This is a genomic window from Nosocomiicoccus massiliensis (assembly GCF_002871345.2).
Lineage (GTDB): Bacteria > Bacillota > Bacilli > Staphylococcales > Salinicoccaceae > Nosocomiicoccus > Nosocomiicoccus ampullae_A.
The window spans coordinates 176,803-193,474 of record NZ_CP136964.1; the positions used below are offsets into that span (position 1 = coordinate 176,803).

At 36.6% G+C, this 16,672-nt stretch carries 12 protein-coding genes; 10 read left to right on the top strand and 2 right to left on the bottom strand.

Features of this window, described 5'->3' with window-relative positions; all coding sequences use genetic code 11:
* Window positions 1-82 precede the first annotated feature (82 nt).
* Window positions 83-2,203 (bottom strand): DEAD/DEAH box helicase, encoded by a 2,121-nt coding sequence (locus CJ229_RS00880; protein ID WP_102167560.1) that lies wholly within the window; start codon window positions 2,201-2,203, stop codon window positions 83-85.
* Window positions 2,204-2,401: 198 nt separating this feature from the next.
* Between CJ229_RS00880 and CJ229_RS00885 the strand changes: the two genes are divergently transcribed.
* The 7 genes from CJ229_RS00885 to miaA all read left to right on the top strand — a co-directional run bounded on the left by CJ229_RS00885 (window position 2,402) and on the right by miaA (window position 12,574).
* Window positions 2,402-4,123 (top strand): ABC transporter ATP-binding protein, encoded by a 1,722-nt coding sequence (locus CJ229_RS00885; protein WP_102167561.1) that lies wholly within the window; start codon window positions 2,402-2,404, stop codon window positions 4,121-4,123.
* On the top strand, window positions 4,116-5,930 hold the full coding sequence (locus CJ229_RS00890; RefSeq protein WP_070710387.1) for an ABC transporter ATP-binding protein: 1,815 nt from the start codon (window positions 4,116-4,118) through the stop codon (window positions 5,928-5,930). The genes CJ229_RS00885 and CJ229_RS00890 overlap by 8 nt, the downstream gene beginning before the upstream one ends.
* A gap of 58 nt (window positions 5,931-5,988) precedes the next feature.
* Window positions 5,989-6,414, top strand: coding sequence for a YlbF/YmcA family competence regulator (locus CJ229_RS00895; RefSeq protein WP_040929107.1), 426 nt, complete (start codon window positions 5,989-5,991; stop codon window positions 6,412-6,414).
* 70 nt (window positions 6,415-6,484) lie between these two features.
* Complete coding sequence (mutS, locus tag CJ229_RS00900) at window positions 6,485-8,953, top strand: DNA mismatch repair protein MutS (protein WP_102167562.1); 2,469 nt, start codon at window positions 6,485-6,487, stop codon at window positions 8,951-8,953.
* Between the two features lie 12 nt (window positions 8,954-8,965).
* Window positions 8,966-10,795 (top strand): DNA mismatch repair endonuclease MutL, encoded by a 1,830-nt coding sequence (mutL, locus tag CJ229_RS00905; RefSeq protein WP_102167563.1) that lies wholly within the window; start codon window positions 8,966-8,968, stop codon window positions 10,793-10,795.
* 14 nt (window positions 10,796-10,809) lie between these two features.
* Window positions 10,810-11,691, top strand: a complete 882-nt coding sequence (locus CJ229_RS00910; RefSeq protein ID WP_070622239.1) for an alpha/beta fold hydrolase — start codon at window positions 10,810-10,812, stop codon at window positions 11,689-11,691.
* Complete coding sequence (miaA, locus tag CJ229_RS00915; RefSeq protein ID WP_102167564.1) at window positions 11,681-12,574, top strand: tRNA (adenosine(37)-N6)-dimethylallyltransferase MiaA; 894 nt, start codon at window positions 11,681-11,683, stop codon at window positions 12,572-12,574. The genes CJ229_RS00910 and miaA overlap by 11 nt, the downstream gene beginning before the upstream one ends.
* Window positions 12,575-12,596: 22 nt before the next feature.
* On the opposite strand, the gene CJ229_RS00920 is transcribed toward miaA, so the two are convergent.
* Window positions 12,597-13,088 carry a thioredoxin domain-containing protein gene (locus CJ229_RS00920; RefSeq protein ID WP_102167565.1) on the bottom strand — a complete coding sequence of 164 codons (492 nt, stop codon included), beginning with the start codon at window positions 13,086-13,088 and terminating at the stop codon, window positions 12,597-12,599.
* A 101-nt stretch (window positions 13,089-13,189) separates the two neighbouring features.
* Between CJ229_RS00920 and hflX the strand changes: the two genes are divergently transcribed.
* From hflX to CJ229_RS00935, 3 genes are read left to right on the top strand one after another with little or no spacing between them, the layout of a single operon-like run.
* Window positions 13,190-14,416: a GTPase HflX gene (gene hflX, locus CJ229_RS00925; RefSeq protein WP_102167566.1), complete on the top strand. Its 1,227-nt coding sequence runs from the start codon at window positions 13,190-13,192 to the stop codon at window positions 14,414-14,416.
* On the top strand, window positions 14,413-15,654 hold the full coding sequence (locus CJ229_RS00930; RefSeq protein WP_040929101.1) for a methionine gamma-lyase family protein: 1,242 nt from the start codon (window positions 14,413-14,415) through the stop codon (window positions 15,652-15,654). Before hflX ends, CJ229_RS00930 begins: the two co-directional genes overlap by 4 nt.
* 43 nt (window positions 15,655-15,697) lie before the next feature.
* A complete protein-coding gene (locus CJ229_RS00935) occupies window positions 15,698-16,660 on the top strand; it encodes a 2-hydroxyacid dehydrogenase (RefSeq protein ID WP_070457797.1) in 963 nt (320 codons plus the stop codon).
* Window positions 16,661-16,672 lie beyond the last annotated feature (12 nt).

Genomic DNA, 16,672 nt, shown 5'->3' on the forward strand with positions numbered 1-16,672 from the left:
ATCTTAGTTTGCGTGTTTCTTTTTGTTTTGGGTGAGAGGTTTTGGATATTTTGCGTAAAATTAAGATAAACTCCAACTCCGTCTATGCACCCTGACTCTCCTCTAATCGTTTTCTTTCGATTTCAAATGCTTCTTTTTGAATGTCTTTCTCATTAATTTCTATTTCTTGAGCTTTAAAGACATCCGCAACACTTGAGTCATTTGCGTATAGGTTAAATGATTTTAGTTTTTCATCTCTAACTTGTGTGATCGCTTCGTCGATACTGTTTTCCGATAACAATCTATACACGATGACGTTTTTTGTTTGTCCCATACGATACGCTCGACCAATTGCTTGAAGCTCTGTCGAAGGTTTCCACTGTGGCTCACATAAAATTACAATGTTTGCCGCTTGTATGTTTAAACCAACACCTGCTGCGTCAATTTGGCCGATTAACGTTGCACCAGCTTCTCGATGTGTAAACGTATCAATCATTTGTTGACGCTCATTCATTGAAACGTCTCCAGAAATTATCCCCGCACTTTGAGTGCCGAGTGTTTGATGAATGAGCTCTAAATTATCTTTAAAGAAGCTGAAGATTAAGATCTTATGACCATTTTCTTTTGCCTCTGTACAAATTTCTATTAAATTCGCGAGTTTTTCTGAATCGTTGATGTTATTACCAGTAAATGCAGCACGTCTCATCTTCATAAGTCCTGATATACCTTCTCGAACAGCGTCATTATAGTACTGGCGTTCTTTTTGACTCATTTCAGAAAACATCTCGATGAATTCTATATCTGGGAGTTCTTTTAACACATCAATACGTTTACGTCTTAAATACGCAGGAGATACGATCGTCTTAAATGTTTCTGGTTCATTCATACGTGGATTATTATCTATCTCTTTAATGATTTGAGGTTGTAATATGCCGATTAAGTGCTTCATCTCGTTTAAATTGTTTTCAATCGGTGTACCTGTCATCATCATGACGTATTCACTTTTTTCAGCAAGTACCATAGCGTTCTTTGTACGCTGTGTATTTGGATTTTTAATTAAATGCGCTTCATCGATAATTAGGCAGTCGATATAATCTAATGCGTCGAAATCTATGTTTTTCGTATGCTCGGGATTTGTAATTAAAATACTCGGTGTTTCAAGCCATTCGTTAAACGCTTCGTCACGCTTAGCACCGTGAAATATTTTTACTGGGATGCTCGTCCATTTTTCGATTTCATGCGCCCAGTTCGCCATCACGCTTTTTGGACAAATGACAAATGCGCGCGTTTTATTATCTTTAAATAAATGCGTAATCACTCCGAGTGCTTGAATTGTTTTACCGAGCCCCATTTCGTCACCGATTAGCGTGCGTTTGTTATACAACGCATACTTCGTTCCGAATGCTTGATACGGACGTAATGTTCCACCTGTAAGTAGTGATACGTCGAGATCCATGTTTGTTATTTTTTCAACTAATACTGAAGGTAAATCGCCTGCGTGTTGACTCGACGAGACGCCTGTTCTTGATTCTATAAATGCATAAAACGACGCACTGTCATTCATAAATGCTTCTTTTATTTTTAAATCATTATTCAGTTCACTATAGAGCGTATCGACATCTTTATGTAGTTGATTGAGCTCTGGTTGTACTTTTTCAAATTGATGAAACGCCGCGTTAATTTTTTCTTTTTCAGATGAAGATTGAAACCACGACATAAAAATACCACGTTTTTTCTTCATCGTTTTTAATAGATTTTCCGCGTCATCTGTAACAGTTTCATTTTTTAACTGTTCCACTTCATTTTTATACGTCGTATGAAAGTACCAATAATCTAATAATGTACGCGCATCTTGAGTTAAATTATCAATATCAATTTTTGGGAATGTATGATTCGTAATGTCTCGGATCATTTCGTCTTTATCTTTTACTAAACGTTCGACTTCTTCAGGTTCAGCTCCTTTTAGTACGATTTGTAAAGACTTCGAATCAAACCGTCTTAAATCGCCGATGTTGAAAATGTTATTTTCACGTAAACTTGTGATGAGTCTACGATTATCATCAATTAAAACGTCTACTGGGACAACTTTAATATCATTTTCCGCTCGTCTTTTCTGTATGTTTTGTAGCGATGTTTTCATTGTGTCTTCACTTATATGCGTTAGAAAATTATCTACATTACGTTTCAGCTGTTCTACTTGAAACGTTTCTGACTGAACATCCATATCTTATTAACTCCTTAGATTTTCGTTTAAAAAGTTACTTTTAATATATAGGAATCACGTTAAAAATTCTATAATCATTGTTTGTGTTTCGGACGAAAGAATGATTTTGAAAATTTAATCTACTTCAACAGTAAGTTCAGTTTAATTGTGCTAAAATAGGTTTAAAGTAATTCGAAAACCGAAATAAGAGGTGTCACTATGCGAACAGTCTTTAGTTATGCGCTAAAGTATAAATGGCTGATCATCATCGGGCTTTTACTTATGTTTGTAGAGCTTGCGGTGGAGCTAATTCAGCCGTTATTTATCCAGGGGGTAATCGATGACGGGATTGCAGAAAATAATTTAAATACCGTTTGGTTTTATTTAGGTCTGATGTTATTTGCATCGATCATTTCAACTATTGCCGGTATTTTTAACACATATTTATCGAGCTTTGCAACGAATGCATTTGGTAATGACTTACGAAATGCGATTTTTAGACGTGTCCAACGTTTTTCGTTAGAGACGTTATCAAAATTTAACGGTTCGACGCTAATTACGAGACTCACTCAAGATGTTTTAATTTCTGAGATGTTACTATTTATGGGAATGCGTATATTACTACGTGCACCGCTTCTCGTTATCGGGTCGTTAGTGATGTCATTTGTCGTGAACGTAAAACTCGGCTTTTACTTAACACTATTGACACCGATTTTACTCGTCTTTTTATATATCGTTGCGAAAATGGGAGCGACTATTTTCAGTCGTATTCAAAGACGTCTCGATAAGATTAACCGCTTCTTCCAAGAGAATTTAAGCGGGATGCTTTTAATTAAAGTAAATAACCGTGCAGAATATGAATCGAATCGTTTTAGTGGTATTGCAGGTAAACTACGCGATGATATGATTTTTGGACTTCGATTAATGGAGTCGATCTTACCGGTTCTTTTACTCATTATGAACGGAAGTTTACTGCTCGTACTTTACGTATCGTCTGACTTATTACAGACGAGTTCAGTACAAGTCGGTGAAGTCGTCGCTGTTATTAACTACGCGTTAAGAATGCAAGGCGGATTTTCTATGTTCAGTTTCCTAATTATTTCTGCGACGCGTGCGAAAGCTTCAGCAGACCGTATTAGTGAAGTGTTACATGCAGATATTACTGAAGCAGAAACTGCTAAGAAAATCGATAACAATGAAGGTGCATCTGTAGAGTTTAAAAATGTAACATTTAAATACGTGAACAGCGTTTCAAATATATTAGAAGACATCTCGTTTAAAGTTGATAAAAATGAAACACTCGTCATTATGGGGGCGACTGGTTCTGGTAAAAGTTCACTCGTGAATCTTATACCAAGACTATATGATCCACAGCACGGAGAAGTGTATGTCGACGGTAAAAATGTGAAAGATTGGAACGTCAATGAATTACGAGAACTCATTGGATACGTTCCGCAGTCAGCAGTGTTATTTACCGGTACAATTTTTGAAAATATGCTCTGGGGAGACGAATTTGCGACAGAAGCTGACGTCTATGATGCGACGAAAAAAGCACAAGTTCACGACAACATTATTCGTTTTGATCATCAATATAGCACACAAGTCGGTCAACGCGGCGTGCAGTTATCTGGTGGACAAAAACAACGTCTATCTATTGCACGTGCACTTTTAAAGCGTCCATCTATCCTTATATTAGATGACTCAACGAGTGCGTTAGATAGAACGACTGAAAGTAGTTTATGGGAAAAGATGAGTGATTTAAATGTCACGAGAATTATTATTACGCAAAAAATTTCAACGGCACAAACTGCGGATAAAATACTTCTTCTTGAAAAAGGAAAAGTATCAGCAATTGGTACACACGATTCACTCCTGAAAGAATCTGAGTTATATCAATCGATTGTAGAAAGCCAAAAGACAGGAGGGTCGTTTGATGATTAAATTTATAAGAGAACCTTTCGGTTTAAAACCAATATTAAAAAAAGAAGATATTGGCAATAAAGGAAACAAAAATCAGCAACGTGCATCGAATATGTCTGGTACGTTAAAGCGACTCTGGAAGTTTATGAGAGATGAACGTTACAAAGTATTACTCGTAATAATTATCGTTGTCATTACGAGTTTACTCGGTATCATCGGTCCGTTTTTAGTTGGTCGAGCGATCGATAACTATCTCGTACCAAAAGAGTTTGATGGGTTTGTAACTCTATTACTCGTATTACTCGGTGTATATGTCCTTCATAGTATTTCGACGTTAGCACAGTCGTTTATTATGGTTGGTGCGAGTCAACGTACAGTATTTAATATGAGATATCGATTATTTAATCATATGCAGTATTTACCGATCGACTTTTACAATAAACGTCAACAAGGGGAGTTAATGAGTCGTATGACAAACGACATCGAGACAATTTCTCAAACGTTAAACTCCTCGTTCATACAGTTTACGACATCTGTAATTACACTTATCGGTACAATTTCAGTCATGCTGTACTTAAGCCCGTTACTTACAATACTTACGCTTACAATCATTCCGTTATTATTTGTTCTGGTAAAGTATATAACAAACCGTACGCGTCCGTTATATAGAATACGTCAAAGAAGTACTGGGGAGTTAAACGCTTATATCGAAGAAGTAATTTCTGGTCAAGAAATCGTTAAAGCATTCTCTCAAGAAGATTATGTTATCGATCAATTTGAAAAGAGAACGAGAAACTTACGTGACGTCACATTTTGGGCGAACCTTTACAGTGGTATGATTCCTAAAATTATGAACATGTTAAACAACTTAAGTTTTACAATCGTTGCAGGTATCGGTGGGATACTCGCACTAACGACAGATACTGTAACAGTTGGTATTATCGTCGTATTCGCTGAATATGCGAGACAATTTACACGTCCACTCGCAGATCTAGCGAACCAGTTTAACCAAGTACTTTCTGCAATCGCAGGGGCAGAACGTGTATTCCATATTATCGATACTGAAACAGAAAAAGATGACGGTACGATTACAGATAGAGATTTAAACGGTCATATCGAGTTTAAAAACGTCGTATTTAGTTACGACAAAGATCAAAAGCGTCCGACAATTAACGATGTATCGTTTGACATCAAGCCAGGTGAATCGATTGCGTTAATCGGTTCAACAGGTGCTGGTAAAACGACGATCGTACAATTATTGAATCGATTTTACGAAGTTGACAAAGGTGAGATTTTAATCGACGGAGAAAACATCGAAAACTATAAGCGACACGTCTTAAAAGAAAACAGTGCGTTCGTTATACAAGATCCGTTTATATTTAACGCATCGATTAAAGAAAACGTTCGATTCGGTAAGCTAGACGCGACTGATGAAGAAATTATCGAAGCATGTAAAAATGCGAACGCTCATGATTTTATTATGGAACTTGAATATGGATATGACACAGTGATCGACGGAGAAAATCATGCATTATCTGTCGGAGAGCGTCAACTTATATCAATCGCACGTGCGTTTATACGTAACCCGAACATATTATTACTCGACGAAGCGACTTCAAGTATCGACACGATTACAGAGTTAAAAATTCAAGAAGCATTAGAAAGCTTAATGAAAGGTCGTACGTCTATAATCATCGCACACCGATTAAATACAGTGCGCGCAGTCGACCGTTTAATCGTATTAGAGCATGGTGAAATTATTGAATCCGGAAGTCATAAAGAACTCCTCGACCAAAAAGGTGTATATTATAAAATGGTGAACGGATAGTAATATTCAATGATATACTTTATAATAGTGACATACTAAAAATAAAAGGTGAGTTATAATGGCAACTAAAGATGAAATTGTAGCAGCTGCAAAAGAAGTCGGTAAAATGATTTCGGAAACTGAAGAAGTAAAATTCTTTGAAAAGGCAGAGGCGAAAATTCACGAAAATAAAGAAATCCGTGAAAAGATGGCAAGTTTACGTTCACTACAACAACAGGCAGTAAACTTCCAAAGTTACGGGAAAACACGTGCATATGAACTTGCACAAGAAAAAATTGACGCACTCGAAAAAGAACTTGACGATATGCCAATCGTTCAGCAATTTATCGATGCGCAAGAAAATGTAAACGACATTTTACAAATGGTGTCACATGCGATTAGTAGTTCAGTGACATATGAAATCATCGAGCGTACAGGTGGAGATCACTTAGAAGGTGAAACTGGCGCTGCGATGAACAACAAAGCAAGTAAAGACGTTGAGTAAGGGAGTGGCTAGAGCCACTCTTTTTTTCATGGTATAATTTAAGTCATATTAATGGTTAGGATGAGTGTATATGTCGAACGTTACTCCGATGATGAAACAATATTTATCGATTAAAGAAAACTATCAAGATGCCTTTTTATTTTTTAGACTTGGTGATTTTTATGAGTTGTTTTATGACGATGCAGTTGAAGCGGCTAAGCTTTTAGAAATTACGTTAACTGCGAGAGATAAAACAAGTAAAGTACCGATGGCAGGTGTACCGCATCATTCTGCGACGCGCTACATTGAAAAACTCATTAACTTAGGTCATAAAGTCGCGATTTGTGAACAGATGGAAGATCCAAAGCTCGTAAAAGGTATGGTGCAACGTGAAGTCGTTCGCGTCATTACACCGGGAACGTTAATCGATGATTTTGGTATCGAACAAGATAAAAGTAACTATATTTTATCGCTATATGTAAATAAGGATACGTATGAAGTCGTTTACGGAGATATTTCGACGGGTGATATGTATCAATTTAAAACGCAAGACATAGATACGTTATACACTCAATTATCACGTATAAATGCGAGAGAAATCGTTACGACAAATGACGGTGAAACTGTACTTAAAAACATGTTTACAGACCCACCGTTAATCACTGTCGTAGAACATAGTGAAGAGAATGCTCATACACAGTTACTATCTTATATAGAAACTCAAAACAAACAAAAACTAACACATTTAAAAGATATTGTAGAGATCAATGTCGACTTACATTTAAAGTTATCTCAGTCGACGATTAGTAACTTAGAGCTCGTTGAAAATCTTCAAACTAAAAAGCAAAAAGGATCGTTATATTGGTACTTAAATCAAACAGAAACACCGATGGGGCGACGTAAACTGAAGCGTTTAATAGAATCGCCACTCATCGACGTTAATGAGATTAAAAACCGTCAAGACGTCGTTCAAGTGTTACTCGACAATTTTATAGAACGTGAAGATATAAAAGCTGCGTTAAATAACGTCTATGATATCGAAAGACTGACAGGTCGAATGAGTTTTGGAAATATCGACGTCAAAGGATTTGTAGAACTTAGAGATTCTTTAGAAGGCTTACCTGACGTGTACCGATTACTTTCATCGATTGGTTTAATTGATAATGTGTTATTTAAAGACTTTGACGTGTTAAGTGACGTCTACTCAATGCTAAAAGTATTAAAATCTGACGCACCAAAGACGATTCGTGAAGGTAATATTTTTGAATCAGGTGTTAGTGAAAAGCTCGACGAGTTAAGAGATTTACAACATAACTCAAGAGAGTGGTTAGAAAATTATTTAGAAACGGAAAAAGAAAGAACGAACATTAAAAATATGAAAATCGGTTTTAACAAAGTGTTCGGTTACTTTTTAGAAATCTCAAAAGGACAAGCAGCGACATTTAACGCTGAAAACTTTGGTTATGACCGTAGACAAACGTTAACGAATTCAGAGCGCTATATTACACCAGAGTTAAAAGAAATGGAAGATAAAATACTAAAAGCAGAAGATGAAAGTGTCATCTTAGAGTATGAAATGTTCGTCGAGTTACGTGACAGCGTCAAATTACACACTGCAAGACTTCAACGTACGAGTGAACAACTGTCTATACTTGACTGCTTAATTAGTTTTGCAGACGTATCTAATACGCACCAACTCGTTCGACCAACGTTTACGGACGGGGAATTAGAAATTATCGATGGAAGACACCCAATCGTTGAAAAGATGCTCGGAGAAAGAACGTACGTACCAAATGACGTCGTTATGGATAACGATACGTTTATTTATTTAATTACTGGACCGAATATGAGTGGTAAAAGTACGTATATGCGTCAAGTTGCGATGATTACAATTATGGCGCAAATCGGTATGAACGTACCAGCATCGTCATGTAAGATACCTGTATTTGACGCAATATTTACGAGAATTGGTGCGAGTGATGATCTATCGAGTGGTAAATCAACATTTATGATAGAAATGATGGAAGCGAATGATGCGTTAAAACACGCGACAAAGAATAGTTTAATTATATTTGATGAACTTGGAAGAGGTACGAGTACGTACGACGGCATGGCACTCGCTGAAGCGATGTTAAAGTATATTCATAATCATATCGGTGCGAAAACACTATTTTCAACGCACTACCATGAACTGACGAATTTAGACGCGTCACTTCATCACTTAATGAACGTACACGTTAAAGCGTCAGAAAAGAACGGTAAACTTGAGTTCCAACATAAAGTAGAAAAAGGTGCAGTTGAAAAGAGTTACGGTATACAAGTAGCAGAACTCGCAGACCTTCCAAGAGAAGTGACGATTGAAGCGAGAAAAGTGTTAAAACGTTTAGAAGAAGCGAACTACGATAAGAAAGAAGACGTCACACAACTTGAATTATCGCTAGAAGAAGACACAGAAACATTTAGTGTCGTAGAAGAAAAAATCAAAGCATTAAACGTAAATTATATGTCACCGATAGAAGCGTTGACATTACTGAGTGAACTTCAAGACGAACTAAAGTAAAGAGGGGATTATATGGAGAGAGTCCACGTACTAGATCCAGTTATCCAAAATAAAATTGCGGCTGGTGAAGTGGTCGAACGTCCAAGTTCGATCGTTAAAGAGCTCGTTGAAAACTCTATAGATGCGAATGCGACTTCGATTGAAGTATTTATAGAAGAAAGCGGACTAAAAATGATACGTGTCGTCGATAACGGCGAAGGTATTGACGACCGAGATAGCCGTTTAATATTTGAGCGTCATGCAACGAGTAAAATCGCTGAAGACTACGATCTATTTGAAATTCGTTCGATGGGATTTCGAGGAGAAGCTCTCGCGAGTATTGGAGCGGTATCTAAAGCGACGGTTGAAAGTTATCGTAAAGATAGACAACCGTTTAAACTCGAGTATAGCGGTGGTCGAGAAGTAAATTATACAGATGGTAAATCACGTGTCGGGACAGTCGTTACAATTGAAGACTTATTTTTTAATACACCAGCACGCTATAAATATATTAAGAGTTTACAAACTGAAGCGGGCCGTATTATCGATATTATGCAGCGTTTTAGTTTTAACCATCCGCATATTCAGTTTAAATTAGCATTTGATGGTAAAGTCCGTTTTCATACGAAAGGAAATGGAAATTTACAAGAAGTCATTTCTGATGTGTACGGACTAAACGTCGCGAGACATAGTGTTAAAGTTGAGGCGAAAACTCCGGATTATAAATTATCCGGGTTTATCGTTCGACCGGAAATTACGAGAAGTAACAAAAACTATATTAACCTTGCAATCAACTCACGAATTATAAAAGATTTTAGACTCGTACAAAGTGTAGTCGAAGCGTATCATACACTATTACCAAAAGATAAATATCCGGTTGTCATATTAAATATCGATATGGATCCAAAACTCGTAGACGTAAACGTCCATCCAGCGAAAACAGAAGTCCGACTGTCTAAGTTAAAAGAGTTACAGCAATTAATCGAACAGACGATTCGTGAAGAGCTGCGTTCTGAACGTCTCATTCCTGAAATCGAAGCGCGTGAGAAAACTGAGAAGCCGGTGATGACACAAAATGTGTTTGATTTTTCATCACGCCCGGTGTTTGACAATACGTTTAACGAGTATAAAAGGGAAAATATATTTTCGAATAAAGAAGGCAAAACTCAAAATAATTTTGATTTTAATACGGAAAAAAGAGATGAAGTATCGTATGTGAATACGCCAATAGAAGAGCATATGAGTCATTCACGTGAGTCGTATGATGATTATAACGATTCAAAATTACCGTATTTAGAAATCGTTGGACAAATTCACGGCACGTATATCGTCATGCAAAACGATGAAGGTATGTATTTAATGGACCAACATGCTGCACAAGAGCGTATTAAGTATGAGTATTTCTATGAAAACATTCAAAATAGTGATGAGCGTGTACCTTTACTGTTACCATATCACTTTGAGTTTTCATATGACGACGTCATTCGAATCGATGAAAAACTAAAAGATTTAAAAGCGCTCGGCTTTAATATTGAAAAAACGGGTATTAAGCAATATACAGTGACAGAATATCCGTCGTGGATATTAAAAGACGATCCAGAAGGAGATATCGAGTCAGTCATTGATTTTATCTCGAATACTGATGAGTTTTCAGTCAATAAATACCGTGAAGAGATGTCGATTATGATGAGCTGTAAACAATCGATTAAAGCGAATCATTATTTAGATTTAACACAAATGCGTGCATTATTAAAAGATTTATCTCAGTGTAAGTCACCATATACATGCCCACACGGTAGACCTGTCATTATTAAGTGGACAACGTATGAAATTGAAAAAATGTTTAATCGTATTATGAAGTAAGAGGTGTTTATTAAATGAAACAACAACTCGTCTATACGCGAAATGAAGCGATTGACGTAAAAGTATATGAACCAGAAAATCCAAAAGCCGCGATGTTACTCCTTCACGGAATTTCAGAGCATAGTGGACGTTATGATTATCTTTTAAACTTCTTTAAAGAGCATGACATATACTGCGTTGTATATGATCATAACGGACACGGTTCAAGAGATAAAGGAAATCGCGGAGAAATAGGAAGTTTTGAGACGCTCGTTCGAGATGCAAAAGACGTCTACGACTCACTTCCAGAAGATTTACCGAAATTTGTCATCGGGCATTCGATGGGGAGTATCGTTTTAAGATTATTACTCTCAACAATTCAACCAACAGGTGCAATCATTGTAGGAACAGGTAATCGTACGTCGCCGATGGAGATGATTGAAACAGCATTCGTTAACGGTGTCGCTAAAGTATTACCAGACGCTAAGAGCTTATTTATTAATCGTCTCGCATTTTCTGGATTTGATCGTCAAGTGGATGGAACAGCGAGAAATAGATGGATTAGCAAAAACTATGAAAACGTAGTGAACTACAACAAAGATCCATTATCTGGTCATCCGGTATCGATTAATACGTTTAAAGCTGTGAACAATGCGATTTTTGCAGTAAATAGTGAAGCAGTTATTGGACACTATAGTAAAGACACAAACTTTTTGTTAATTAGCGGTAAAGATGATCCATTTAGTCATAACGGTAGAGACGTTGAAGTGCTAGATGCGACTTTAAAAGCGCACGGATTACACACAAAATCCGTATTATACGAAGGATATCGTCATGAAATTTTAAACGAAGATATTAAAAATGACGTTTACCGTATGATTTTAGAGTGGATGGACACGGTAATCGATGGAGAGTAAACAAAAAGTAATTTGTCTCGTCGGGCCGACTGCTGTTGGTAAAACAGATATGTCTATAAAAATCGCACAACGATTTAATTTAAACGTAATTAGCGGTGACTCGATGCAAGTGTATAAAGGGATGGATATCGGAACTGGTAAAATCTCTCGTGAAGAGATGGACGGTGTTCGCCATGAGATGATCGATATTTTATCACCAGAAGAAGAATTTTCTGTAAAAGAATTTCAAACGAGAGTCAGAGAGTTAATGGAACGTGAATATAAAAACGATAATATTCCATTTATCGTTGGAGGTACTGCGTTTTACATCCATGCGCTTATTAACGATTTTCAGTTTGACGATGAAGACCATAAAGAGAAAGAAGCACGTGTACAGTATTACGAAACGTTTTCTAGTGAAGCATTGTATGAGAAAGTAAAAGCATTAAATGAAGACGTTCATATTAACAATCGTAAACGTATGATACGTGTACTCGTAAAACATGATTTAGGTGCGAAACCGTCACATGATACTGAAGAAAAATACGACGCGTTAATTATCGGATTATATGACGATAGAGATGTCTTATACGAACGTATCAATGAGCGAGTCTTAACGATGATAAGTGAAGGACTTGAAGAAGAAGTAAGTAACCTCTTTGAAACGTATGACTTATCTAAAACAGCACTTGGAGCAATTGGTTATCATGAATTCATCGATTATTTTAACGGAAAAAAATCGCTAGATAAGGTAATCGAAGATATTCAACAAGATTCACGCCGATACTCGAAGCGTCAGTTGACATATTTAAGAAATAAATTGAGTGTGGAATGGTATAAAGTCGGTACTGATGAAGCGGAGATATTTGAGAGAATAGAGACATTCATAAAAAAGTCTCATTGATCATACATCAATGAGACTTTTACTATACACTTTCTTCTAAGTATGGTTCGATTATATTATATAGACTTTCGTAATTCACATCGTGATTGAGTCGCTTAACGATTTCACCTGTTCTAGAAACGACGAACATCGTAAAGTTTCGTTTCACATCGTTTTTAAACATTTTAAATTTACCTTCAGTTAAGTAACTAAAAATCGGATGTTTCGTATCACCTTTTACATCTACTTTTTCCATTAACGGTAAATCGATGGCCAATGCTTGATGTAACGCATGGTCGAGTTCAGTAGAGCGAAGTGTTTCTTTTTCATCGAGTTGATCTGTAGGAAATAGAAGAACTTCTAATCTTTGATCTTTTAAGTTGCTGTAGAGTTTCTCTAGCATCGTTAAATCATTAAAACGGTCGATATTACTCGCCATCGTAACAATTAGTACAACATGATCTTTATAATCGGACATTTTTATTAAGTTTTTATGGATATCTCTTGTTTTTAAATCGTAAAACTCACGTACCATTTAATTATCACCCTTATCTATTCGCCTTACTTATATTCACTTAAAACGCTGACGTTAAACACAAAACAGATAATTATTTTTAAATCTGGAGGTGACACAAGTTGGAACAACAATTTTCAGGCATCATTATCGCCGTAAACACAAAAGATACTGAAGACATCGAAAGTGAAGTATCTGAATTAAAGGTTTTAGCTGAATCTATCGGCATTGACATATTAAATACGCACATTCAAAATCGCCAAGAAGTCGACACGCGTTACTATGTCGGAAGTGGCTTTTTAGAAGAAGTTAAAGCGATGTATGACACGCTCGATTACGTCATCGTAAACGATGAAATTAAAGCATCACAAAATAGAAATATTGAAAGTATACTCGATACGTCAGTTCTCGATCGAACGCAAGTCATTTTAGACATATTTAGTTTACGTGCAAATACGAAAGCGGGTCAGCTACAAGTCGAGCTCGCTCAGCTTGAGTATTTACTCCCGAGACTTCGCGGACAAGGTATTAACTTATCTCGTCTTGGTGGGGGAATCGGGACGAGAGGTCCTGGTGAAACGAAATTAGAAACCGACCGACGACATATTAATAGACGTATTAAAGAGATTAAAAAAGAACTAAAGACGATTGAAAATACGAGACAAAATTACCGCGATCAAAGAAATCGTAGTAATGTCACTAAATTTAGTTTGATAGGATATACGAACGCCGGGAAGTCAGCGATGTTTAATGCACTTACTGAAGCGGACACGAAAGAAATTAACCAATTATTCGCAACACTCGATCCGAAGACGAGAAAGTTAGGATTTCAAAACGGGTTTAATGCGATTTTGACAGATACGGTTGGGTTTATTCAAAAATTACCGACGACACTCGTTGAAAGTTTTAAATCTACGCTAGAAGAAGCACGTGACAGTGACTTTTTAATTCACGTCATCGATAACAACTCAAAATATATCGACGCCCATTTTAATACGGTGATCGCTCTATTAAAAGAGCTCGATATGTCACACATTCCGGTCATTGTACTATTCAATAAAAGTGACTTAAATCCGAATTTAAATTATGTGACAGAGGAAATGTATTTTATCGTCAATAAATTTATGCCAAAACATACGCTGTTAAACTGTTTAGAAGACGGAATAAAAATGCATTATGAAGCGTATAATAGAAATATTGAACCGAGTAAAATCAACGAATTATATGATTTAAAACAAAGAACGTACGTGACGAAAGAAGCGTTTGACGAGGAGTTAGAAGTATACAAAATTGAGGGATACACAAAAGATATAAGTATCGTTCAAGAGATTTTAAAGGAGAAACAATGACACACGCATTAGAGATTATTAAGCAATCAGAAATAGAAATAGAACCACTTGTAAAACAGAATAAACAAATTGCATATGATAACTTTAAAAAAGTGATGCAATCATTTAACGATCACTCCGTTATGGAAAGTGACTTTACTGGAACGACAGGTTACGGGTATGACGACACGGGTCGTGACAAATTAGAAGATATTTATAGAGATATTTTTAAAGCGGAAGATGCGCTCGTACGCGCGCAAATTATTTCAGGAACACATGCGATTTCTCTCAGTCTTTTATCGTTATTAGAACGTGGTGACGAGTTATTATACATTACGGGTTGGCCGTACGACACGTTAGAAAAAGTGATCGGAGATAGTGAGGAAGACGTCGGAAGTATGAAAGCACTCGGCATTGATTTTAATTATGTCGATTTAATTGACGATAAAGCGTTCGATATCGATGCGATTTTAAACAATATTAAAGACAACACGAAAGTAATCGGTATTCAGCGTTCACGTGGATACTCGACTAGAAAATCGTTAACGATCGAACAAATTGAAGCGGTTATAAAAACGATTAAAGAACGTCATCCAAATATTATCGTATTTGTCGATAACTGTTATGGTGAATTTGTAGAACGTAGAGAACCGATTGAAGTCGGTGCGGATATCGCTGCTGGAAGTTTAATAAAAAACCCAGGTGGTGGACTTGCTAAAATGGGTGGATACGTTGTTGGTCGTAAAGATTTAATTGAACGTGTCAGTTATAGATTAACTGTCCCTGGTATCGGTAAAGAAATGGGAGCGTCACTAGAAGTACTACTCGATATGTATCAAGGATTATTTATGGCACCGCACGCTGTCATTGAAAGTTTAAATGGGGCGCTACTTACGAGTCACGTGTTAACGAAATTAGGGTATCGTACAGATCCATTATTTGATGAAACACGTACTGACTTAATACAAAGCATTCAGTTTAACACTGAAGAAGAAATGATTTCATTTATACAAATGGTACAAAGCGCGAGCCCTGTAAACTCTAAATTTTTACCGATTCCAGATTTAATACCAGGCTATCAACATCCAGTCATTATGGCAGCAGGAACATTTATACAAGGTGCATCTTTAGAATTATCTGCAGATGGGCCAGTGAGGGAACCATATATCGCATTTATGCAAGGTGGCTTAGTATACGAGCACGTTAAATACGCGTTAGAAAAAGTTCTTACTCACTGGAGTGAGAAAGGGATTATATAGAAACGCTTAAGGGTATATCGAATTGTGAAGGGAGAATGGTACTATGTTAGTTAAATTATTAGAACCTCTAAACATACCGGACGAAATGGTGGAAAAACTCGCAGCACCGATTAAAGAAAAAGGTCACGAATTTGTGTATTACAACGAGAAAACGACGGATAAAGATGAATTAATCGAGCGTAGTAAAGACGCTGACGTTATTATGATTGCGAACAATCCATATCCAAAAGAAGCAATCGAACAAAATGAGAACTTAAAATACATTAACGTTGCATTTACAGGTGTCGATCACGTGGAATTAGATGACGCAAATACGAAAGAAAAAGTTCTTTTAAGTAACGCTGCAGGTTATGCTAATACAGCTGTTGCTGAACTCGCGGTCGGTTTAACGTTAGACGTATTCAGAAAAATCACTGAAGGAGACAGTGATACGAGAAAAGCTGAAAACTTCCCTGGTGCTTTCCAAGGTAGAGAAATTAAAGGAAAAACAGTTGGTTTTATCGGAACAGGTAAAATCGGTTTAGAAACTGCTAAGCTATTTAAAGCGTTTGGAGCGAACTTAATCGCGTATAACGGCTCGAGTGAAAAACCTGAAGCATTAGAACTCGGTATGGAGTATATGGACTTAGATGACATGTTAAAACAGTCAGACATCATTACTTTACACGTACCAGCAACGAAAGATACGCATCATTTACTCGGTAAAGAAGAATTTGAAAAGATGAAAGAAAGTGCCGTTTTAATTAACTGTGCGCGTGGACCAGTCGTTGATAACGATGCTTTAGCAGATGCGTTAAATAACGATGTAATCGCTGGAGCAGGAATCGACGTATATGATATGGAACCTCCAATTCCAGGGGACTACAAATTATTAAATGCAAAAAACACAGTATTAACACCACACGTCGGATTCTTAACAGATGAAGCGATGGAGTTAAGAGCAAAAATCGCATTTGAAAATACGATTAAGTTTTTAGAAGGAAATCCTCAAAACTTAATGAACTAAATGATTGAATTA